The organism is Hymenobacter persicinus (genome assembly GCF_004167665.1).
Taxonomy (GTDB): domain Bacteria; phylum Bacteroidota; class Bacteroidia; order Cytophagales; family Hymenobacteraceae; genus Hymenobacter; species Hymenobacter persicinus.
This window is the reverse complement of the sequence record NZ_SEWE01000005.1, coordinates 104,023-125,893: the sequence shown is the minus strand read 5'-3', so window position 1 is coordinate 125,893 and position 21,871 is coordinate 104,023. Positions and strand designations below refer to the sequence as shown.

General features: G+C 63.9%; 18 protein-coding genes. 10 read left to right on the top strand and 8 right to left on the bottom strand.

Annotation, left to right across the window (positions count from 1 at the left end; genetic code table 11):
* The first annotated feature begins 64 nt into the window (after positions 1–64).
* The 5 genes from EWM57_RS04120 to EWM57_RS04100 all read left to right on the top strand — a co-directional run bounded on the left by EWM57_RS04120 (position 65) and on the right by EWM57_RS04100 (position 6,291).
* Complete coding sequence (locus EWM57_RS04120; protein ID WP_129919867.1) at positions 65–1,468, top strand: sensor histidine kinase; 1,404 nt, start codon at positions 65–67, stop codon at positions 1,466–1,468.
* 235 nt (positions 1,469–1,703) lie between these two features.
* Positions 1,704–3,308 carry a SulP family inorganic anion transporter gene (locus tag EWM57_RS04115; protein ID WP_129919866.1) on the top strand — a complete coding sequence of 535 codons (1,605 nt, stop codon included), beginning with the start codon at positions 1,704–1,706 and terminating at the stop codon, positions 3,306–3,308.
* 85 nt (positions 3,309–3,393) lie between these two features.
* Positions 3,394–4,146: a carbonic anhydrase gene (locus tag EWM57_RS04110; protein WP_129919865.1), complete on the top strand. Its 753-nt coding sequence runs from the start codon at positions 3,394–3,396 to the stop codon at positions 4,144–4,146.
* A gap of 135 nt (positions 4,147–4,281) precedes the next feature.
* Positions 4,282–5,253 carry an NAD(P)-dependent alcohol dehydrogenase gene (locus EWM57_RS04105; RefSeq protein ID WP_242509972.1) on the top strand — a complete coding sequence of 324 codons (972 nt, stop codon included), beginning with the start codon at positions 4,282–4,284 and terminating at the stop codon, positions 5,251–5,253.
* 126 nt (positions 5,254–5,379) lie between these two features.
* On the top strand, positions 5,380–6,291 hold the full coding sequence (locus EWM57_RS04100; protein WP_129919863.1) for an NAD(P)/FAD-dependent oxidoreductase: 912 nt from the start codon (positions 5,380–5,382) through the stop codon (positions 6,289–6,291).
* Positions 6,292–6,363: 72 nt separating this feature from the next.
* Here EWM57_RS04100 and EWM57_RS04095 read toward each other — a convergent pair whose 3' ends face one another.
* Complete coding sequence (locus tag EWM57_RS04095; protein ID WP_129919862.1) at positions 6,364–6,579, bottom strand: hypothetical protein; 216 nt, start codon at positions 6,577–6,579, stop codon at positions 6,364–6,366.
* 238 nt (positions 6,580–6,817) lie between these two features.
* On the opposite strand from EWM57_RS04095, the gene EWM57_RS04090 reads away from it, so the two are divergent.
* From EWM57_RS04090 to EWM57_RS04075, 4 genes are read left to right on the top strand one after another with little or no spacing between them, the layout of a single operon-like run.
* Positions 6,818–9,343: a type IA DNA topoisomerase gene (locus EWM57_RS04090; protein ID WP_129919861.1), complete on the top strand. Its 2,526-nt coding sequence runs from the start codon at positions 6,818–6,820 to the stop codon at positions 9,341–9,343.
* A complete protein-coding gene (locus EWM57_RS04085; protein WP_129919860.1) occupies positions 9,343–9,786 on the top strand; it encodes a hypothetical protein in 444 nt (147 codons plus the stop codon). The genes EWM57_RS04090 and EWM57_RS04085 overlap by 1 nt, the downstream gene beginning before the upstream one ends.
* A gap of 19 nt (positions 9,787–9,805) precedes the next feature.
* Positions 9,806–10,075 (top strand): hypothetical protein, encoded by a 270-nt coding sequence (locus EWM57_RS04080; RefSeq protein WP_129919859.1) that lies wholly within the window; start codon positions 9,806–9,808, stop codon positions 10,073–10,075.
* A 10-nt stretch (positions 10,076–10,085) separates the two neighbouring features.
* Positions 10,086–10,313 (top strand): DUF2905 domain-containing protein, encoded by a 228-nt coding sequence (locus tag EWM57_RS04075; protein WP_129919858.1) that lies wholly within the window; start codon positions 10,086–10,088, stop codon positions 10,311–10,313.
* A 12-nt stretch (positions 10,314–10,325) separates the two neighbouring features.
* On the opposite strand, the gene EWM57_RS04070 is transcribed toward EWM57_RS04075, so the two are convergent.
* Together EWM57_RS04070 and EWM57_RS04065 are read right to left on the bottom strand one after the other, a co-directional pair.
* A complete protein-coding gene (locus EWM57_RS04070) occupies positions 10,326–12,215 on the bottom strand; it encodes a prolipoprotein diacylglyceryl transferase family protein (RefSeq protein ID WP_165370408.1) in 1,890 nt (629 codons plus the stop codon).
* 226 nt (positions 12,216–12,441) lie between these two features.
* Entirely contained in the window at positions 12,442–13,914 is a 1,473-nt protein-coding gene (locus EWM57_RS04065) for an SDR family oxidoreductase (protein WP_129919856.1), read from the bottom strand.
* Positions 13,915–14,035: 121 nt separating this feature from the next.
* Here EWM57_RS04065 and EWM57_RS04060 point away from each other — a divergent pair, with 121 nt between their 5' ends.
* Entirely contained in the window at positions 14,036–15,697 is a 1,662-nt protein-coding gene (locus EWM57_RS04060; RefSeq protein WP_129919855.1) for an ArnT family glycosyltransferase, read from the top strand.
* Between the two features lie 114 nt (positions 15,698–15,811).
* On the opposite strand, the gene lysA is transcribed toward EWM57_RS04060, so the two are convergent.
* The 5 genes from lysA to EWM57_RS04035 form a co-directional block, all read right to left on the bottom strand.
* Positions 15,812–16,960, bottom strand: coding sequence for a diaminopimelate decarboxylase (gene lysA / locus EWM57_RS04055; RefSeq protein WP_129919854.1), 1,149 nt, complete (start codon positions 16,958–16,960; stop codon positions 15,812–15,814).
* Positions 16,961–17,004: 44 nt separating this feature from the next.
* The gene (locus EWM57_RS04050) at positions 17,005–18,345 is read right to left on the bottom strand and encodes an aspartate kinase (protein WP_129919853.1); all 1,341 of its coding nucleotides are present in this window, start codon (positions 18,343–18,345) and stop codon (positions 17,005–17,007) included.
* Positions 18,346–18,653: 308 nt separating this feature from the next.
* Positions 18,654–19,430: a slipin family protein gene (locus tag EWM57_RS04045; RefSeq protein ID WP_129919852.1), complete on the bottom strand. Its 777-nt coding sequence runs from the start codon at positions 19,428–19,430 to the stop codon at positions 18,654–18,656.
* Between the two features lie 209 nt (positions 19,431–19,639).
* Positions 19,640–20,284 (bottom strand): hypothetical protein, encoded by a 645-nt coding sequence (locus EWM57_RS04040; protein WP_129919851.1) that lies wholly within the window; start codon positions 20,282–20,284, stop codon positions 19,640–19,642.
* A gap of 30 nt (positions 20,285–20,314) precedes the next feature.
* Positions 20,315–21,694, bottom strand: coding sequence for a M20/M25/M40 family metallo-hydrolase (locus tag EWM57_RS04035; RefSeq protein ID WP_129919850.1), 1,380 nt, complete (start codon positions 21,692–21,694; stop codon positions 20,315–20,317).
* Between the last annotated feature and the right edge of the window lie 177 nt (positions 21,695–21,871).

Sequence of the window (21,871 nt, the reverse complement as noted above, 5' to 3'; positions counted from 1 at the left end):
CCCGGCCGCGGCCGGTTTTCGTTTGCCGGCCCCACCCGGCGTCTCACCGTAGCTTTCCTTCTGCATGACCATCCGTACGCGTCTGGCGTGGCAGTTTGCGGCAATTCTGGCCGTGACGCTGCTGCTGTTTTCCGTTGTCATCTACTTCTTCACCTACCAGACCCGGCGCAGCGCCTTCACCGACAGCCTGTTTGCCCGGGCCCGGGTCGTAGCCCACGTCTACCTCGACGGGGCCAACCGCGGCAACGACGAAAGCCAGGCCTCGTACCGGCGCTACCTGCGGCAGTTCTACCGTACCCTGCCCGAGGAGGAAGTGCGCGTGTTCGACAGCAACAACAAGGAGGTGTTCTACGAAGGGCAGGGCCCCAACCTGCCCGTGCCCCTCGACCTGCTGGCCCAGGTGCGCCGGGCGGGCAAGTACGTCGAGGAGCAGGGCCAGTACCACCAAACCGTCGGGCTGCTTTACCGCGACGCCCGCCGGGGCGAGTTTGTTGTCATTGCTGCCTCCCTCGACGCCGACAGCCGCTCCAACCTGCAGACCCTGCGCCAGGTGTTGGCCGGCGGCCTGCTGATTACACTCATTATTGTGGGCATCGGGGGCTGGTTTTTTGCTCGCCAGGCCCTGCGCCCCATGCAGCGCATTGTGGAGGAAGTCGACACCATCTCGGCCTCCGACCTGCACCGCCGCCTTTCCAAGGCCGAGGGCCAGGATGAGGTGTCGCACCTGGCCCAGCGGTTCAACAGCCTGCTCAACCGCCTGGAAACCGCCTTTGCCGGGCAGCGCACCTTCGTCCGCGACGCTTCTCACGAGCTGCGCACCCCGCTCACGGTGCTCATTGGGGAGCTCGAAGTAGCCCTGCTCCAGGAGCGCAGCCCGGTCGAGTACCGGCGCGTACTGCAAAGCACCCTCGACGCGGCCCGCCTGCTCAACAGCCTCACCAACGGCCTGCTCCAGATTGCCCGCGCCTCCGACGACCCTTCCCAAGTGCCGCTCAAGCCCGTGCAGCTCGATGAACTGCTGTTGCAGGCCCACGAGGAAGTGCAGCGCCGCCAGCCCACCTGCCGCATCGACCTGGAGTTTGGAGAGCCGCCCGCGGGGCGGGAGCGGCAGCCGTTCCTGGTTCGCGGCAACGAGGCCCTGCTGATGGCCGCCCTGCTCAACGTGCTCGAAAACGCCTGCAAGTTTTCCCGGGGCACCGAGCAGCCCATCCTGGCCATTCTGTCGGCTTCGAAAAGCCGGGTGCGGGTGGAAGTGCGCGACCGGGGCGTGGGCATGACCGAGGCCGACCGGCAGCAGGTGTTCGTGCCGTTTTTCCGGGCCGAAACCGTGCGCAACGTGCCCGGCCACGGCATCGGCCTGCCGCTTACCTCCAAAATCATGGAGCTGCACGGCGGCCTGATTCGGGTGGCCAGTCAGCTCGGCGAAGGCACCCAGGTCACGCTCGAACTGCCCGCCGCCCTGGCCTGAGTTGCGGCCGCGGGGGCCTGTCGGGGACCTTAACAGGCGGAGTTTCCGTTGAGCTGCGGAGCTTCCACGGCGGGCGGAAATAGCCGCTGGAAGGCCTGATAACCCGGTTTTTACGTTTTAATTTCCTTTTAACTCCCTTTTAACTCGGTCTTAACTCCGGCACCTTACACTTGCAGTACAATCTGGCCCGGGCCCTCGTCAGCCGACGTCGCTCTGTCGCCTTTTCGACTGTACTATGGTAAAAACTGCTCCGGCCCACGACCCGCAAACCCCACCGGTTTCGGCGCCTGCCGTTCATTATCTGCAAAACCTGTCCAAGGATATTCCCTCGGGCCTGGTGGTGTTTCTGGTGGCCCTGCCGCTGTGCCTGGGCATCTCGCTGGCTTCCGGCGCCCCGCTGCTGGCCGGCGTCATTACGGGGATTGTGGGCGGCACGCTGGTGTCGTGGTTTAGCGGCTCCCAGCTGAGCGTGAGCGGCCCGGCCGCCGGCCTGACGGCCATCATGGTGTCGGCCCTGGCCACGCTGGGCTCGTTTGAGGCCGTGTTGGCCGCCACGGTCGTGGCCGGCGTGATGCAGCTGGTGCTGGGCTTTCTGAAGGCCGGCATCATCGGCATGTATTTTCCGTCCTCGGTTATCCGCGGCATGCTGGCCGCCATCGGCCTGATTCTGATCCTGAAGCAGATTCCGCACTTCTTCGGCGCCGATACCGACTACTTCGAGGACATGGACTTCCTCCAGTTCAACGGCCAGAACACGTTTTCCGCCATTGTGGCTGCCACCAACGCCATCAGCTGGGGCTCGGCCCTGATTGGCCTGATTTCGTTGGCCGTGCTCATGATCTGGGACAGCAAGGCCGTCAAGAGCGTGGCGGCCCTGAAGCTGGTTCCCGGCGCTTTGATTGTGGTCGTACTCTCGATTCTGCTCAACCTGCTGCTGACCAATCTGGTCCCCAGCCTGCAGGTGCGCCCCGAACACCTCGTCAAGCTGCCTTCCATCGGCTCCCTCGCCGACCTGACCCGGGAGCTGCGCCAGCCCGACTGGACGGCCCTGACCCGCGGCAGCACCTACCTGGTGGCCTTCACCATTGCCATCGTGGCCTCGCTGGAAACGCTGCTCAGCGTGGAAGCCGTCGATAAGCTCGACCCACACAAGCGCCATACGCCCCAGAACCGGGAACTCAAGGCGCAAGGCCTCGGTAATATTATCAGCGGCCTGATTGGCGGCCTGCCCATGACGGCCGTTATCGTGCGCAGCTCGGCTAACATCGACGCGGGTGCCCAAAGCAAGTTTTCGGCTTTCTTCCACGGTCTGCTGCTGCTCACGAGCCTGCTGGTGCTGTCGTCGGTGCTGAACCTGATTCCGCTTTCGGCCCTGGCGGCCGTGCTGCTGATGGTGGGTTTCAAGCTGACCAAGCCCGCCCTGTACCGCACCCAATGGAAGCTGGGCTGGGAACAGTTCCTGCCCTTCATCGTGACGGTGGTAGCCATCCTGTTCACTGACCTGCTCAAGGGCGTCTGCGTGGGCCTGGCGCTGGGGATTTTCTACATTCTGAAAGCCAATCTGAACTCGGCTTACTATTTCCACAACGAACCAAGTCACGAGCCTGGCGTAGTGCATATCAAGCTCTCCGAGCACGTGTCGTTCCTCAATAAAGCGAGCATCGTGACTACCTTTGAGCAGCTGGCCCCCGGTGCTTCGGTTATCCTCGACGGGACGGATTCCGAAGTGATAGATTACGACGTGCTGGAGGCCATTGAGAACTTCCGCATCACCGCCGCCGAGCGGGGCATTCACCTGGAGTTGCGTGGCATCAAGCAGGTGGAGGCCCTGGGGCACTAAAACCCCACCGCTCCCTGCTTGTTTTAGTAGCCAACCTGCGGCGTCCCCATCCGCCGTCCATCTCCAACTCCCAATTCCCCCTCCGATGCAAGATATCTTTGCCAACAACCGCAAATGGGTAGAAACCAAGCTCGCGGAAGACAACGAGTTTTTCAACAAGCTGGCTAAGGGGCAGAAGCCCCGCTACCTGTTTATCGGCTGCTCCGACTCGCGCGTACCGGCCTCGGCCATCACGGGCACCGGCCCCGGGGAAATGTTTGTGCACCGCAACATCGCCAACTTGGTCGTGCACTCCGATATGAACCTGCTGGCCGTGCTCCAGTACGCCGTGGAAGTGCTCGGCGTGCGGGATATCATGGTGGTGGGCCACTACGGCTGCGGCGGCGTGGCCGCGGCGGCTGCCAACAAGCAGTATGGCCTCATCGACAACTGGCTGGCCCATATCCGGGACGTGGTGCGTCTGCACGAAACCGAGTTTCTGCGCATTACCGACAAGGAGCAGCAGCTGCGCCGCCTCGTGGAGCTCAACGTCATTGAGCAGGTCCGCAACCTGGCCAGCACCAACATCATTCAGAACGCCAGCAAGGGCCCTAACCCGCCCCGCCTGCACGGCCTCGTCTACGACATTCACGACGGCCTGCTGCACGATCTGAACGTGAACACCGACACGATCGACGAGTTCATGCACATCTACGGCGTGGAAGCCGCCGAACATGCCGAAAAAGTGGCTGAGAAAGCTGAGGAAGGTAAAGTCCACAAGCCCAAAGCCCTGGAAAATAAGCCGGACCGCCAGCAGAAAAAGGACGAAGAAGAGTCCGTAATGCACAAGGCCGGCTAACCCCACAGGTCAGCTTGCTGACTTGTATTTGTCTCTAAGTGTGGTCGAAAACGCCGCAGCCCTTGGCTGCGGCATTTTTTTTGGCGGCGGCAGGGCTAGGCACGGAAAGCTCGACTGCCCAATGGCATTCTGCGTATGCCTACCTCCACCATTCCTGCACTCATGAACGCCATTTTCTTCACCCAGTACGGGTCGGCCGACGTGCTTCAGTACGGCACCCTGCCCACGCCCACGCCCCGTCCCGACCAGATTTTGGTGCGCGTACGCGCCAGCAGCGTCAATCCTATCGACTGGAAAATCCGCTCGGGGGCCATGAAGCTGATCACGGGCTCCGACTTTCCCAAGGTCCCGGGCCGCGACGTGGCCGGCGAAGTTGCCGCCGTGGGCGCTAACGTGACGCGCTGCAAAGCCGGCGACCGGGTGTACGGCATGGCGGCCGGCATTCAGGGGGCCAACGCCGAGTACGCCCTGCTCGATGAAAGCGCCTTTGCCTTTATTCCCGAAGCCTCGAGCTTCGAGCAGGCCGCAGCCATACCGCTCGGGGCCCTGACGGCCCTGCAGGCCCTGCACCACCACGGGCAGTTGCTGTCCGGCGACCGGGTGCTCATCAACGGAGCCTCGGGCGGGGTAGGCTCCTTTGCCGTGCAAATGGCCAAGGCCCTCGGGGCCGGCGAAGTCACCGGCGTCTGCGGCCCCGACAACGCCGAGCTGGTCAGCTCCCTGGGCGCCGACCGGATTCTGAACCACCACGAACACGACTTCACCCGCGACCTGAGCCGCTACGACCTGGTATTTGATGCCGTGGCCAAGAGCAGCTACCTCGCCGCCCGCCCCGCCCTGCGCCGCAACGGCCGCTACGTGAGCACCGCCCCCGAACCCAAGGCCGCCGTGACGGGTGCCGTGGCCGCCGCCTTCTCCGATAAAAAGCAGAGCGTATTTCTGGCCGCCAACCGTGGCACCGACCTGGCCCTGATTACGGCCTGGCTGGGAGCCGGCACCCTGCGCCCCATCATCGACCGGGTGTTTCCGCTGGCCGAAACCGCCGCGGCCCACCGCTACAGCGAATCGGGGAAAGCGGCCGGCAAAATCGTGCTGAGCGTCGAGTAAGCAGTCGGGCTTCCGAAAAAGCCGGGGAATTACATATGCAACAATGTTGCATGTGTAATTCCCCGGCTTACTTTTGTGGCGTAATGCCGGCCTTGGTCGTGCCACTGCCCACTTTAAACCGCCCTTATGGAAGATCCTACGTTTGCCGAAGTCTTGATTATTGGGGGCAGCTACGCCGGTTTGGCGGCGGCTATGTCGCTGGGGCGGGCCCTGCGGCGCGTTATCATCCTCGACAGCGGCCAGCCCTGCAACCGTTCGACGCCCTACGCCCACAACTTTCTCACCCAGGATGGGGAAACGCCATCCGCTATCCGGGCCAGAGCCCGCGCCCAGGTCTTGGCGTATCCCACGGTGACCTTCGTGACCGGGCAGGCGGTGGCAGCGGTCCGGCGCGGTCCCGACTTCTGGGTTACCACCGCCGATAATGTCGTGTATAGGGCATCCAAGCTGATTTTTGCCACCGGCGTCCGGGACCAGCTGCCGGATCTGCCGGGCTTTGCTGAATGCTGGGGAATTTCGGTATTGCACTGCCCGTACTGCCACGGCTACGAAGTGCATAGCCAGCCCCTGGCCGTGCTCGGCAACGGGGAAGCGGGCTACGAGTATGCGCGCCTTCTTCGGCAATGGACGCCCCAGCTCACGCTGCTCACCAACGGCCCCTCGACGCTCACTGCCGCCCAACGCCAACAGCTGGGGGCGGCGGGACTCGGGGTGGAGGAAGGCGAAGTTACCGCGCTGGCGCACTCGGCGGGGCAGCTAGAGGCCGTGGAGCTGAAGAACGGGCGGCGGCTAGCGGCTACGGCCCTGTTTGCCCGGGTGCCGTTTGAGCAGCACAGTCTGCTGCCGGCCGCGCTGGGCTGCACCCGGACCGAGCATGGCCACTTGTGGGTAGACGAGCTGCAGCAAACCAGCGTGGCCGGAGTGTACGCCGCCGGCGACGCTACCACACCCATGCGGGCCGTGGCCGTAGCGGTGGCCGCGGGCACAAAAGCCGGCAGCTTCGTCAACCACGCCCTGATTCAGGCGCGGGTGTGGTAGGAGTGGGGCCGGAACGCAAAAAGCCCCGCGAGGGAGGACGCGGGGCTTGGGGGCGGGAGAGAGCAGCGGGAGTTATTTGCCGGCTTTCTCCTTGACTTTGCGCACCACCGGATGGGCGTGGTGGTGGCCCGCCTTGGGGTGGTGCGGCCCCCGGGCGTCGACCTCGACGGCGGGCAGCAGCACGGAGTGGGCGGCCAGATACTTCTCAGTGACGGGGTGGCCGGGTGCGGCCCAAACGGACGCGGTGCAGCAGGCCAGAGCGACAACCGCAAACAGGTACTTTTTCATGGTAAAAAGTGGTTTGGTTGAACGATGAGTCAAAGGTGGCGCTGCTCTGGTGAGGGTTGGGTGAAATATAGGTCGGCCGCAGTACTTTTTTTGCGCTGTTCAGCCAAACCATCAGCTGCGGCCGGCTGCGGCGCAGGAATCGTTTCGGAAGTGCAAAACGACCTTTTCTAGCCGTATCTTTGTTGATTCCCGCGTCGGCCCCGGCCGGCGAAACCAGCATCTACTACAGCGAGAATCAGTGAAAGTCTGCATTGCCGAAAAGCCCAGCGTTGCCCGCGAAATTGCCCACGTGCTTGGGGCCAGCCGCAAGATGGATGGCTACTTCGAGGGCAACGGCTACCAAGTCACCTGGACGTTCGGGCATTTTTGCCAGCTGCGCGAGCCCGAAGACTACCGCCCCGAGTGGAAGCGCTGGAGCATCCATGACTTGCCCATGATGCCCGAGCAGTTCGGTATCAAGCTCATGCGCCGCGACGACGGGGTAGTGCGCCAGTTCACGGTGATTAAAAATCTGCTGGCCGGCGCCGAAGAAGTGATAAACTGCGGCGACGCGGGGCAGGAGGGGGAGGTGATTCAGCGCTGGGTGCTGATGGAAGCCAAGTACCGCAAGCCCTTCAAGCGCCTCTGGATTTCGTCCCTCACCGAGGAAGCCATCCGCCAGGGCTTTGCCAACCTACGTGAAGGCGCCGAGTTCGACAACCTCTACCAGGCCGGCAAGAGCCGCGCCGCCGGCGACTGGCTCCTGGGCCTCAACGCTACCCGGCTGTTTACGCTCAAGTACGCCGCCGGCCAGAAGCAGGTGCTTAGCATCGGGCGGGTGCAGACGCCCACGCTGGCGCTGCTGGTGGACCGCTACCACGAAATCCAGAACTTCCGGCCCGAGCCCTACTGGGTGCTGCGCACCGAGTACCGGGGCACCATGTTCAGCCACGTGGCCCCGGTGAAAAAGGGCAAGGACGACGACGAGCCCGACGAAAAGGCCCGCCTCAAGGCCCGCGGCTACTTCGTGAGCCAGGAGGAGGCCGACGCCGCTATGGCCGCCGTGAAGGACGTGCCGCTGACCGTGACGGGCGTCGAAATCAAAAAGGCGCTGGAGTCGCCGCCCTCGCTGTTTGATCTGACCTCACTGCAGGTGCAGTGCAACAACCAGCTGGGCCTCTCGGCCGAGGACACGCTCAAGACCGTGCAGGCGCTCTACGAAAAGAAGGTCGTCAGCTACCCGCGCGTGGACACCACCTTCCTGCCCGACGACCAGTACCCCAAAATTGCCGGCATCATGCAGGGCCTGGGCGCCTACCACAGCCTGACTCAGCCCCTGCTGGCCGCCAAAATCAAGAAGAGCCCCAAGGTTTTCAACAACAACAAGGTCACCGACCACCACGCCATCATCCCGACCGGGGCCAGCGCGGGCGGGCTGGGCGGCACCGAGCACAGCGTCTACGACATCATCGTGCGCCGCTTCCTGGCCGCGTTTTACCCCGACTGCGAGGTGTCGAACACGACCGTGACGGCCGAGGCCGCCGGGCATCCGTTCCGAGTCCGGGGCCGGCAGATTCTGAACCCCGGCTGGCGCATTGTCTACGGCGACCCGGCCGCCCAGCAGGCGCCCAGCACCGCCAAGCCCGGCGAGGGTGACGACGACGTGGTGAGCACCGTGCTGCCCTCGTTCGAGAAGGGCGAAAGTGGTCCCCACAAGCCCCGGCTCGACCAGAAGGTAACCCAGCCCCCGCGCGACTACACCGAAGCCATGCTGTTGCGCGGCATGGAAACTGCGGGCCGCAACATCGACGACGAGGAAATGCGGCAGGCCATGAAGGAAAACGGCATCGGCCGGCCTTCCACCCGCGCGGCCATCATCGAAACCCTGTTTAAGCGCGGCTACATCCGGCGGGAGAAAAAGCGCATCCTACCCACGCCCACCGGCGTGGAGCTCATCGGCCTGATTCGCAACCCCACGCTCAAGTCGGCCGAGCTGACGGGGCAGTGGGAGCGGAAGCTGCGCCAGATTGAGTCGGGCAACCTCGACTCGGGTTTGTTCCTGGACGAGCTCAAGATGCTGGTGCGCGAGATGGTGCAGGAAGTGAAGCAGGACGGCTCCCGGCGCACCATCACCATGGCCGGGCAGACCTCGGAAGTTACGGCCGCCAAGCCGGCCACCGCTCCGAAGCCCGCTCCGACCACGCCCGCCGTGGCCGGCAGCCTGGGGCCGTGCCCGAGCTGCGGGGCCGGGCACGTACTAAAGGGCAAAACCGCCTTTGGCTGCTCCCGCTTCCGCGAAAACTGCCAGTTCCGCCTGCCCGCCCAGTTTGAGGGCAAGAATCTCACCGACAAGCAGGTAGCGGCTCTGCTTACCAAGGGCCGCACCCCCGTCATCAAGGGATACCTCGACGATGCGGGAACAAAATTCGATGCTGCCGTGCGCCTCACGCCCCAGCACGGGCTGGAGCTGGTGCGGGCCGCCGAGAGCAAGCCCACCACCGCCCAGGACCCCGGCCAGATTCCCTGCCCCGTCTGCAAGCTGGGCACCATGCTGCGCGGTAAGAGCGCCTGGGGCTGCTCCCGCTTCCGCGAGGACTGCCAGTTCCGGGCGCCCTTCGAGTGGGGCGGCAAAACCCTGACCGACACCCAGATGAACCAGCTGCTGCGCAAAGGCAAAACCGGCGTCATCCGCGGGTTCATATCCACCAAAAACGGCAGCCGCTACGAAGCCGCTTTGCAGGTCGGGTCGGAAGGGCGCATTGAGCCGGTGTTTGAGAAGGGGTGATGGAAACGGCCGCCTTGGTACAACTGCTGGAACAGCTTGATGAGTCGAAGGACTGGTATTTTCCGGATTCGGCTGCTGATGACTTTAATCCTGAAATGGCCGATGCCCAGTTTGAGCGCTTTATTCAGCAGCTACAGCAAAGCACAGGCTTGCTTGTCACCGAAGAGGACGGCTCCATCCAGGATGCCACATTTTACAGGAGTGTTCGGCTACCCAATCCCAGCCATTATTTTATTCAGCCAGAGCTTCGCTTCAGCATCTTTGGCAACTTAGCTGCCGTGTTGCTCGCGGAGCGGGTTGAGGCATCTGTATTGACTGCCATCAGGACGCTGCTGCCGTTGCACGGCTACGTGCCGGCTGAGCTGCTGAACCAACCCTATCGGGGAGTCCAAAATAACTCGCACATAGCCACCTGGTGGGACCGGTACTTCGATTACATTTAATGATTTTAGATTTTCTCTCATGCTCAACTTGGCCCTGTTCCAATCCCGTCTGCTCGGCTACCTCGTCGGACTGCTGCCGATAGTGGGCATGCTGCTGCTTTACCGGCAGGTTATTCCCCAGGGGTTGGGGCTGGGCCTTACCGCGGGCGGGCTGTACTTGTCGATGCTGGTGCAGCAAAAGGCGCAGAAGCGGTTTCCCTACAATTTCCGCGACCGGGGCGAGTGGCTGGCCCTGGTTGTGTACATGGCGCTGGTGGCGGGGCTGGTGATAAGCGTGCGGTACTGGTGAAGAGGTGAGCATGCATCCGAACGTTGGAAAAATGCTGGTGCTGGCGGGCCTGGGACTCGTGGCTCTGGGCGCTTTCATGTGGCTCGGTGGAGGCAGCCTGCTGGGCTGGTTTGGCCGCTTGCCTGGCGACATCCGCATTGCGCGGCCCGGTTTCCGGTTCTACGCCCCGCTGGCCTCCATGCTGCTGATTAGCGTTGTGCTGAGCCTCGTTATGTGGCTGATTCGGCGACTGAGCTGAGCCGGATCGGAATTAGTGGGTATTCAGGCGGTACTGCAGCCGCAATGAAACCTGCCGGTGCCGGCCGAAGTCGGTGGCCCCGTAGGGCTCCACCCACAGCCCGGACTGGCCCAGCGGGAAACTGGCGCTCAGAAAGCCCATGTTTGGATTCGGGTCGTGTGTGGACTGCGCGAGGCCGACCAGCACGGAGCGGCGCCAATCGGAACCCAGACCGGAGCCGAGGGCAAAGCGGCTGGTGTAGTTGCCGAGGGCCAGCGGCCCGGCGCCCGCGTCAATCTGGGCAAACGCGAGGCGGCGCACCCCAAGCCAGAGCTTTACGTCGGGCAGCACGCGCACCCGGTCGAAGTCCGAGGTGCCCTGCGACGGCGCCAGGTGAGCCAGCTCGCCCAGGTGCAGGCCCAGCCGCAGGCCGTAACCGAAGCCGTAGCGCCCGTTCAGCAGCCGGTCCCGCTCCAAGTACGGGTTGATATCCAGCAGGCCGTTGTAACGGCCGTCGCGGGGACTGGCGGTCAGGAAGGGGCCGCCCGGCGTGAGTAGTTGGGCATTCACGTACTCGCGGCCGGCCCAGACGCCGAGGCCGTAGCTGGTGCGTCCCGGCCGGTGCCGGCTGGGACGTACGTAGGCAAACTCCCCACCCATGGCCCGATACTCATGGTAATAGCCAGTGCGCACCGGGGGGCCACCCGACCCCGAGCACCCCCCGCTGGGCGTGTAGAGCTTGTCCTGGTCGTAGCTACCCGCCACGAAGCCGGGCGTGAAGGAGTAGTAGGAAGAGCCATCCAGTCGGGCCGAATCGGCGGGGGCCTGACTCGTGAGCACCAGCACCACGGTGGCCAACCCCAGCGGCAGAGCCACGCGGGCGGGCTGGGCCGTTCCGGCGGAGCGGAAGAGCAGGGCCCCGCCTTCGAGCACGAGCACCGTCAGCAGCAGGGTCTTCACGACTAGTATTTCGGGGCGGGTCAGGGCGTAGGGCCCGAGGCCGGCGGTCAGGGCCAGCAGAGCTGCTACGGCCAGCAGGTTGCGGCCCGAATGCTGCCCCGGAATCCGTTCCGGCCGAAACTCGGTCCGCCGGGCGCGGCGAAGCAGCAGCGCCCACCCGGCGAGGGCCAGCGGAGCCAGCAGCAGCAGCGCCCACTGCACCTGCTTCAGGGCCAGGCCGGCGTGGGTGTGAAGGGTTGCCCCGACCTGCTCACCGGCCGGGTCGCGCCAAAACTCGATGAGAAAGCGTCCGCTCAGCAGCAGCCCCAGGTGCAGCAGACGGCGGCTGCCGCCGGGCCAGACGCGGCGGCGAGTGAGCACCAGCATCGCGCCCACTGCCGCGCACAGCCCCAGCGTATACAGCTGGGTGGGGTGGATGGGCAGCGACTGGGCGGCCCCCGGCGGCAGCAGGCCCCGCGACGCCTGCCACAGGTAGGGCAGGGTGCCGGGCGGGTAGATGAGCCCCCAGGTGCCGCTGGTAAGCTCCCCGAAGCAGCAGCCGGTAAGCACGCACCCCAGACACTGCACCAGCATGGCCGCGCACATGGGCAGGGTGAAGACATCGAATACGTGCCAGCTGAAGCCGAAGGGCCGCCGCAGAATCAGCAGTGTGAGCGTGCCCGCCACCGCGCCGCCCAGCACTGTGCGCGCCCCCGAGTCGGGCCAGTGGCCGGTGTGCACCAGCTGCCGCCACTCCGGCGCCGAAAACGCCAGCAGCTTGGTGCCCAGAATAAAGCTGAGCGTGGTGCAGGCCAGCACTACCAGCCAAGTGCGCAGCGGGTAGCCGCGGCGGTGTCCTTCCCAAACCAGCAGCCCCAGATTGAGGGCAAAAGCCAGCACGTAAAATAGCGTGTAGAAATCGTGGCCGGTAGCTGCCGGCACGGCCCAGGTTGGAGCCGTGATAAAGAGTAGAGAGTTAGCCATAGTCAGGTAATAAATAAGCAGTAGCCGCTCCAGCCCGCCGCCGCCGAATGGCTGCACCCGGCCCATACCCGGCGACGTTGCGTAGCTTTAGGCCAGAAGGCCGGGTAAGATAAAGCTTTTGCCTAAAGTGTATTACTCTGATAAACTCCCGTGCTGAACCCGCAGCAGAATACGCGCAGCTTCCCCCTGCATTGGCAGATAACCGATGACTATGGTCTGATGTCGGTCAGGAGCCCGTGGTGAGGGCCGGCGTGGGGTAGTGCACAATGTTTTCAATCATGCCCTTGAAAATCACGAAGTGAAAAGGTACCAGCGAGTACCAGTACAGGCGGCCGGCCAGGCCGCGGGGCCGAAACGCGGCCAGCTGTTCGAGCGTGTGGGTGCCGTCGGCGTTGGGCAGGATGCGAAACTGCAGCCAGGCCTCGCCGGGAAGCTTCATTTCGGCGTAGAGCAGCAGGCGGCGGCCGGCGCGGTCGGCGACCAGCACCCGCCAGAAGTCGAGCGGGTCGCCGGCGCGCAGGTCGGTGGGGGAGCGGCGGCCCCGGCGCAGGCCCACCCCGCCCACGGCCTTGTCCATGAGCCCGCGCAGGCGCCAGAGCCAGTCCACCTTGTACCAGCCCCGGTCGCCGCCGATGCTCCAAATGTTGCGCAGCACCTCTTCCGGCGAACGGGCGAAGGTCAGCGTCTGCCGGTCGGTGAGCACGCCGTTTTGCGGAATCTGCACGAAGTCCATGTAGTTCTGCTCCATCACCCCGCTGCTCACCGCGTCGCTCCAGCTGCTGATAACCTCGTTCTGCTCGATGCGGGTGAAGGCCAGCGCCAAAGCCTGGGGGTAGCTCATGCATTCGTGCCGCAGCACCTGCTCAATGCTGCGCTTGGTCGCCACCACCGTATCGTTGCGCAGGCTTTCAACCAAGCTCTGGGCCAGGGCAAAGGTGGTGCGCGTGACCAGAAACAGCCACCACGAGGAGAGCCGCGGGGTGAGCACCGGCACCGTGAAAATGTAGCGCCGGTAGCCGCGCTGCTGGGCCAGACCTTCGAGCATCTGCTTGTAGGTCAGCACGTCGGGCCCGCCGATGTCGAAGCTCTGGCCCAGGCAGTCGGGGTGGTCGAGCACGGCGGTCAGGTAAAACATAACGTCGCGGATGCCGATGGGCTGGCAGCGCGAGTTCAGCCAGCGCGGCGTTATCATCACCGGCAGCTTTTCCACTAAGTCCCGGATGATTTCAAACGAGGCCGAGCCAGAGCCGATGATGATGCTGGCCCGCAATACCGTGAGCTGGGCCTGCCGGGCTTTGCGGAGTACTTTTTCCACGGCCTTGCGGGAGCGAAGGTGGGCCGAGAGGGACTTGTCGTTGGCAATGCCGCTGAGGTAGATAACCTGCCGGGCCGTGGTGCGGTCGAGGTAGTCGGTGAAGTGCCGGGCGGAAAGCTGCTCGGCCCGGAAAAAGTCCTGGTCGTGCCCGCTCATGGAGTGCACCAGGTAGTAGGCCGCGTCGATATCGAGGGGCAGGTCGACCAGGGAATCGGGCCGGAGCAGGTCGCCCTGGGCTACCTGCACGCGGTGGCGGAGCCGCTCGGGCAGCTCGAAGCGGCGCGGGTCGCGCACGAGGCACACCACCGCGTGGCCGGCCTCGACAAGCAGGGGCAGCAGGCGGCGGCCGATGTAGCCGTTGGCGCCGGTGAGCAGGATTTTCATGGCGGCGGAGCGGAGTGGGAAAAGAGGACGCAAATAGAACCTGCGCCCGGCGGTTTGGTTATCGGTAGCCGCGGCGCACCTTTCTGGCTAACTTTGCCGCTCTCCCCTCACTTTCTGCTCTATGCCCGCTTCCCTTTCGTCCCGTACCTGGCTCTGGCTGTTTGTGCTGGTGCTGGGCGGGAGCTTTTTCGTCGGACTCGGTAGCTGGGGCGTGCTGGAAAGCAGCGAGGCCCGCTACGCCGAAATCGGGCGCGAAATGCTCACCACCCACGACTGGCTGCACCCGCGTCTGCTCGGCATTCAGCACTTTCACAAGCCCCCGCTTACCTACTGGCTCACGGCTGCCGGCCTGACCCTGGCCGGGCCTACGGCCTTCGGGGTGCGCCTGCTGCCGGTGCTGGCCGTACTGCTGCAAATAGGGCTGGTCTACGGGCTGGGCCTGCTGCTCTTCGCCCACGACCGGGCCCGGGCTCTGGCGGCGGCCGTGGTCTACGGCACGCTGCCCGTGGTGCTGATTTCGGCCCTGAACGTGACCACCGACGCCTATCTGCAAACCCTGGAGCTGGCCGCCACCTACGGCATTCTGCGCTACTACCACGCCGGCGGCCGGCGCTGGCTCTACCTGTTCTGGGTGAGTTTGGGCTTGGCTTTCCTGACCAAGGGGCCGGTGGGCTTCGTGCTGCCGCTGATGGCCATTATCGGGTTTTACTTCCGTCAGCAGCAGCCCCGGCGCCCTTTCACGCTGCACCACGCCCTGGGGTTAGTCCTGTTTGTGCTCGTGGGCCTGAGCTGGTATCTGTATTTGATTGCTGAAAACCCGGCCTTCGTGCGCTACTTCCTCTTTGAGCACACCGTGGAGCGTTTCGCCAACCCCCAGACCTTCGGGCGGGCCAAGCCCTGGTGGTTCTACCTAGTGCTGGCCCCGGCCACGAGCCTGCCCTGGTCGGCGGCGCTGATAACGCAAGTCGTGCGCACGCGCTGGGCTGAGGTGTCGCAGCAGTGGCGCAACGTGCTCATCTTCTGGGTGCTGCTGCCGCTGGTGTTTTTCTCGCTGTCCAGCTCCAAGCTGCTGCTCTACGTGCTGCCGTTGTTTGCGGGCGTGGCGCTGCTGACCGTGTACTACCTAGGCCGCCTGAGCGACGCCGCTCTGCAGCGCTGGTACCTCGGGCTGGGCTTTTTCTACGGCCTGGTGCTGGCGGCGCTGTGCCTGCTGCCGGCCCTGGTGACGGTGTTGCCCGTGCCGCTGGAAGTGAGCCCGGCCACGGCCCTGTGGCCGGCAACGGGCATTGTGCTGCTGGTGCTCCAGCACGCCCTCTGGGACCAGGTGCGGGTGGCGCCCCGGCTGCTGGCCATTGCCACCATCTTCACCGCGGCCCTGCTGCTGGCGGCCAAGCCGATTCTGCACCAGAATCAGCTGCGCTTCAACGGCAGCCGCCCCCTGGCCGAGCTGCTGGCGCGCCGGCAGCTCACGGGCCGGCCCATCTTGGTGTACGACCAGCTGTTGCCGTCCCTGGCCTTTGAGCTGGGCCGGCTGCCGGTGTCCTTGCACGACGGCAACCACAACCTGACCCGGGAAACGCAGTTTGAGCCCGGCCTCACGTGGCAGCAGAACTTGGTCTACCTCACCGATTCCACCCGGGAGACCTACGTGCGCACCCTGCTCACCCAGCACCCGGTGCTGCTGGTCAAAGGCGAGGTGAAGCCCGAGCGGCAGTGGCTGCTCCGCGCGTTTTCCACCCAGGAGAAAGTGGGGGAGTGGACCCTGTATTCCAGCGGCTGGTAGAAACACATTTGCCAGACTGAGCGGCGCGGCCAGCTGTTTCGACGACTCACGTAAGCAAAAAGCCCTTCCTCGTCGGGACGAGGAAGGGCTCTTTTACGTTTGGCAGGCCGCCCGTTACTGGCCCACGTATACCGCTTCCGCCTTTTCGCGCAGGTTGTAGTTCGAGGCCATTACCTCCCCGTAAGCGCCGGTGGAGCGAATCACGACTAGGTCGCCGCGCTTGGTTTCGGGCAAAGCCACCTCGCGCCCGAAGGTGTCCGACGACTCGCAGATGGGCCCTACCACGTCGTAGAGCTGTTTGGAACCCTGGCTGCTCAGGTTCTGAATCAGGTGGTAGCTGTCGTAGAGGGCGGGGCGGATCAGCTCGGTCATGCCCGCGTCGAGGATGGCGAAGTTGGTTTGCTGGCTGCGCTTCACGTACAGCACCCGGCTCACCAGCGCCCCGCTCTGGGCCACAATGGCCCGACCCAGCTCCACGTGGATTCGCTGCCCGGGCCGGCGCACCAGGTGCTGCTCAAACACCTGGAAATAGGCCTCAAAATCCGGAATCGGGTTGGCGTCGGGCGCGTGGTAATCGATGCCCAGGCCGCCGCCCACGTTGAGGTGGGGCAGGTGGTGGCCCCGCCCTTCGAGCCAGGTTTGCAGCTCGTTGAGCTTGCGGCTGAGCTCGGCAAACACGCCCAGATCCGTAATCTGGGAGCCGATGTGGGCGTGCAGGCCTACCAGCTCGAGGTGGGGCAGCGCGCCGAGCTGGTCAACTACCGCACCCAGGTCCTGCAGGCTGATGCCAAACTTGTTGGCTTCCAGGCCCGTGGTGATGTAGTGGTGGGTGTGGGCGTCCACGTTGGGGTTGATGCGCAGCGCCACCCGGGCTTTGCGCCCCTGGGCCCCGGCCAGCTCGTTGAGCACCTCCAGCTCCTGGGCCGACTCGGCATTAAAGCACCAGATATCGGCGGCCAAAGCCCGCTTGATTTCCGCATCCGACTTGCCTACGCCGGCAAACACGATGTGGTCCGGCGCAAAGCCCGTGTCCAGGGCCCGCTGCACTTCAGCCCCGCTCACGCAGTCGGCGCCCAGCCCGTGCTGCTGGATGAGCTCCAGGATGGGGGCGTTGGCGTTGGCTTTCAGGGCGTAGTGCACCTGAAAGCCGCGCGGCCGGGCCGCCTGCTGCACCGCCGTCAGCGTTTGCTCCAGCAGGGCCAGGTCGTAGAGGTAAAAAGGCGTTTCGCGCGCGGCCGCGGCGGCCGGAAGAGAAAAAGACATGGGTAAGCTAAGCAGTGGTAAATGATGCGTCCGGCGGGTTGCCGTTAGGAGTGCGCTACTTCGGTGTTGCGCTGAAACAGGCCTTCGTTGAGCACCTGCAGGGCCCGGGCTTTGTCGGCGGTATTAATCAGGATGCTGATGTTGTTGGGCGAGCCCCCATAGGAAATCATGCGCAGCGGAATGTCGCGCAGGGCGTTGAACACGAGCCGAGCCGAGCCGTGGTCGGCCTGAATCAGGTTACCGACCAAACACACGATGGTCTGGTTTTCGTCGACTTCCACCGTGCCGAAGCCGCGCAGTTCCTCCAGGATTTCGGGCAGGTGCGTGGCGTCGTCGATGGTCAGGGACACGGCCACTTCCGAGGTCGTAATCATGTCGATGGAGGTGCGGTGGCGCTCAAAGACCTCGAACAGGTGGCGCAGAAAGCCGTGGGCCAGCAGCATCCGGCTCGACTTCACCTTGATGGCCACCAGCCCGTCCTTGGCGGCCACGGCCTTGATGGCATCGGAGCCGGTGCGGTCCGAAATCAGCGTGCCGGGCGCCTCGGGCTGCATGGTGTTGAGCAGGCGCACCGGAATGCCGTGTTTGGCGGCCGGCAGAATCGAGCTCGGGTGCAGGATCTTGGCTCCGAAGTAAGCCAGCTCGGCGGCCTCGTCAAACGACAATTCCCGGATGGGGTAGGTGCCTTCCACCACCCGCGGGTCGTTGTTGTGCAGCCCGTCGATGTCGGTCCAGATCTGGATTTCGGCGGCGTGGGCGGCGGCCCCAATCAGCGAGGCCGAGTAGTCGGAACCCCCGCGCTTGAGGTTATCGATGTCGCCGTGGGCGTTGCGGCAGATGTAGCCCTGGGTGATGAAGAGCTGCTCCTGCGGAAATTGCGCCAGCGTGGCGGCCAGGTGCTGCTCGATGTAGTCGGCGTCGGGCTCGTCGTTGGCGTCGAGGCGCATAAAGTCCAGGGCGGGCAGCAGCGTGGCCGATTTTCCCAGAATGCCGGTGTAGTAGCGGTGAAACAGCAACGTGCTCAGCAGCTCGCCCTGGGCCAGAATCAGCCGCTCCCCGGCGGGGGAAAGCGGGTTGCGGGTCAGGCCGAAAATGCTTTTGAATGAGGCGTCCAGGTGATGGATGGCCTCGGAGGCCACGGCCGGGTCGGGCAGCAGCTCCCGGGCCACGATGAGGTAGTGCTGGCGCAGAATCTCAATCTGGTAGTTGGCGGCGGTCTGGTCGCCCTCGTAGAGCAGGCGGGCAATGCTGACCAGGGCGTTGGTGGTGCCCGACATGGCCGAGAGCACCACGATGCGGGGCTCGGAGCCTTGAATCAGGGCGGGCAGGGCGCGCATCCGCTCGGCGCTGCCGACGGACGTGCCGCCGAACTTGAGAACTTTCATAGGGACAGAAACTGGGAGTAACACGGGAAGGCGCCGCGCAAACGGCCAAAAAACGACAAAAAAAGCGCCGGTCTGGAAGGACCGGCGCTCAATGCTCAAGGGAAGATGGCATGAAGGTTCGCGACGGTCAGGTCGTGGTCCGTTTCAGGCATTTCTTACGCGTCGCGGGCATGGCGGTTCGGCCAGCCGAGGCCACCGAAAACTGCGCGGACGAAGGGAAAGAAATGCGGTTCATACCGAAAAACTAGGCGGCGCCAGCAGCGGCCGCAGCAGGGTTTGCGGGTGCAAGTACGGCAGGCGGGCGCAGATTATTGCAACGGGCCGCTATTTTTCTCCCCCGGCCCCACCAGCTGGGAGAGGCTGCGGGCGGCGTTGGTAAACTCCGAGGGCACCATCACAATGGTCGTGGTATTGTTGTCGATGCCGATTTCGGACAGCATCTGCATCCGGCGCAGCTCCAGCGAAATCGGGCTCTGCTCCATCTGCTTGGCGCCCTGGGTGAGCTTGATGCTGGCTTCCAATTCGGCCTCGGCCTTGATGATGCGGGCCCGCTTCTCGCGGATGGCCTCGGCCTCCCGGGCCATGGCCCGCTGCATGGACTCGGGGATTTCCACGTCCTTGATTTCGACCATCTCAATCTGCACGCCCCAGGGCTCGGTGGCCGCGTCGACGAGCTGCTGCAAGGTAGCGTTGATTTCCTGGCGCGACTTGAGCACCTCGTCGAGCTGGTGCTGGCCGATGACGTTGCGCAGGGCCGTGACGGAGAGCTGGTACACGGCCTGGTTGAAGTTGGCAACCTTGATGATGGCCTTGGCCGGGTCGAGCACCTTAAACCGGAGCACGGCATTCACCTTGATGGTCACCGAGTCCTTGGTAATGGTTTCCTGCTGCTCCAGCTCCACGGTCTTGGTGCGCATGTCCACCGTCACGCGGCGCTCGATGAATGGGATAATCCAGTACAGCCCGGGTCCGCGCTGGCCCACGTAGCGGCCCAGCCGAAACACAATGGCCCGCTCGTATTCCTGGGCTACGCGCAAACCCAGGAGCAGGAAAACGACGATGATGGCGGCAGTGGTAAGAAGCATGGCAAAGCAAGAAGTTGGTTGTGCCCGCTAAGCCGCACCCGCCGTGCCAACTCCGGAAAGCTGCCGCTTCGATAATAGCGGACCGGCGCTTGCGCGGCGTAAACCAACTGTTTTTTTTGTCGCCAATCAGTTTAATACCCGCTTGGCTACCACGCATTTTTCATTTCGGTAATGCCGAATTGCCAAGGTGGCAAAGTGGCCGCCTACGGCTATCCTTTTGGTGGAACTGCTACCGGCTTCTGCGCCGCCGCATGGGACAGCATTCGTTGCAGTTTGTAAGTGTGGGTACGGTGGTTTGATCGGTAATAAATGTTGAAGCTCTTTTTGCGCGCAAACCGAGTGAATTTGGTAAGCGCGAAGTCGTCGAAGTATTGCTTGATGGTATCCTGCCCGAGGATAATGTCAAATGAGAAGCTGCCCCCGTGGTTCCGAGACACTTGCTCTGGCTTTCCATTATCCATGATATGAAAGTCCTTGATTTCTTCGACTTGTAGCTGGTGCTTAAAACGGCTGGTATAAGCCCAAAACTCCGCTGCTATTTCCTCCGGTACGCGCGTTTCACAGTTGTCCAGATACTGCCGGTACGTGCGGCCCGCTTTCTGCCAGAATAGATAGGTTGGAATCAGGATTCCCTTGGTAGTGCAGGGCGAGTCATCAGCAACCCGGCTACCCCGGCAGCCTACGCAGTACTCTTGGTAGGTACAGACGGTGTCAATCCGTTGACGGCGCAGGTCGGCTACCAGTTGCTCGATCTGAATCTCCAGGGCGCTTTTTTGATATTGCGCAGAAACGGAGGGCGCAATCAGCCATAGCAGAAGTACGGTAACAGTCTTTAAAACCTGTTTAATCTTCACGCTATAACCCTCAAGTTGTAAATCTGCTGCCTACCGCACCGGCTTGGGCAGCACCGGCAGGCTCTCGTGGCCTTCCGCATCCACGCTGACCACTCCGAACAGGTAGTTGTCCTTGCTGTGGGGTAGGTCGGCCTTGGTGTCGGTCACGTAGAACTTCTGCTGCCACTGCGGGGCGCTGGTTTCGCGCATCAGCACGTAGTAGCCCGCGGGCTTTTCGCCGGCTTTCGGGGCTTCCCACTTCAGCTCGGTGCGGTTGGTGAGGCCACTGGTGAGCACGCCCACGTTCTGGGGCGCGGCGGGCGCCAGGGCCAGGCCAGCCAGGGTCGCCAGGTTCACGCCGGTGTTTTTGCGCAGGTACTGGTAGTCGACGCCCTCGGGGGTGTCGCCGTAGGCGCGGCCGTTTTCGGTGCGCAGATCCTGGTGCTGGTGGGTGAAGTCCTCGTTCATCTCTGTGAAGCGCACCGCCGTGAAGCCCTGCTGGTTGAAGGGCGTATGGTCGCCGCCGCGCAGAAACCGGTCGGGGCGGTACTCCAGCACCACTTCCAGGCCGTCCACGTACTGCTTGGCGGCCGTCTGGGCGTAGCGGGCCAGCTGCCGGGAGGGCGAGTCGTTTTCGGAGCTAAGCACCCGGCGGGTTTTGGCCTCATCGGGCGTTTCGGCGGCCGGCACGCCCTCACTGAATACGCGCAGGTGCTTGTCGTCCTTGATTTCGGGGTCGTGGCCGGTGGAGTTGCCCACGATGTCGTTGTTGAGCATGGCCGTCAGGTTCCAGTTTTCCTTTTTAGCGCGCTGGGCCAGGTGGGTCGAGCCGTAGAGGCCCTGCTCTTCGCCCTGCACGGCCACGAAAATGAGGGTGCAGGGAAATTTCTGCTGGCTCATCACCCGGGCCAGCTCCATCACGGCGGCCGTGCCCGAGCCGTCGTCGTTGGCGCCGGGCGCGTCGGCCGTGGCATTCATCACGTCACTCACCCTAGAGTCGATGTGGCCGCTGACGATGAAGACTCGGGTGTCGTTGGGGTCGGTGCCGGGCAAGGTGGCCATTACGTTGGCCATCACCACGGGCCGGTTGATGCGCCGGCCGTCGGGCTTGATGGTAAACGTGTCCTGGGTGACGACCAGCCGGCCGCCGCTGGCCTTGCTGTACTTTCTGAACTCGTCTTCCACCCAGCGCCGGGCCGCGCCGATGCCGCGCTTTTTGTCCTTGGTGTCGCTCAGCGTGTGGCGGGTACCGAAGCTGACCAGCCGGCGCACGTCGGCCTCCAGGTTTTTAGCCGACACGGCCTCCACCATCTGCCGGATGGTGGCGTCGGGCGTGGTGGCCGGCGCCGCCGACTGGGCGTGCAGGGCGGCCGGCGCGGCCAGCGTGGCAAGGGCAAGGAAGGAGGCGGCAGCGGGGAATTTCAAGGACATAAGCAGTAAGTGAGCAGAAGGACAAAGGTGGTATCTAGGCAGCAACGTGCCGGCGAAGTGAGGCCGGGCAGCCCCAAGTACGGAAACCGGCACTGGCGGTAGCAAATTCTGCCAATCGAAATCCAGTGCTACTTTCAACGAGGCCCGATGAAAGTAGCACTGGATCTGATTTTCGAT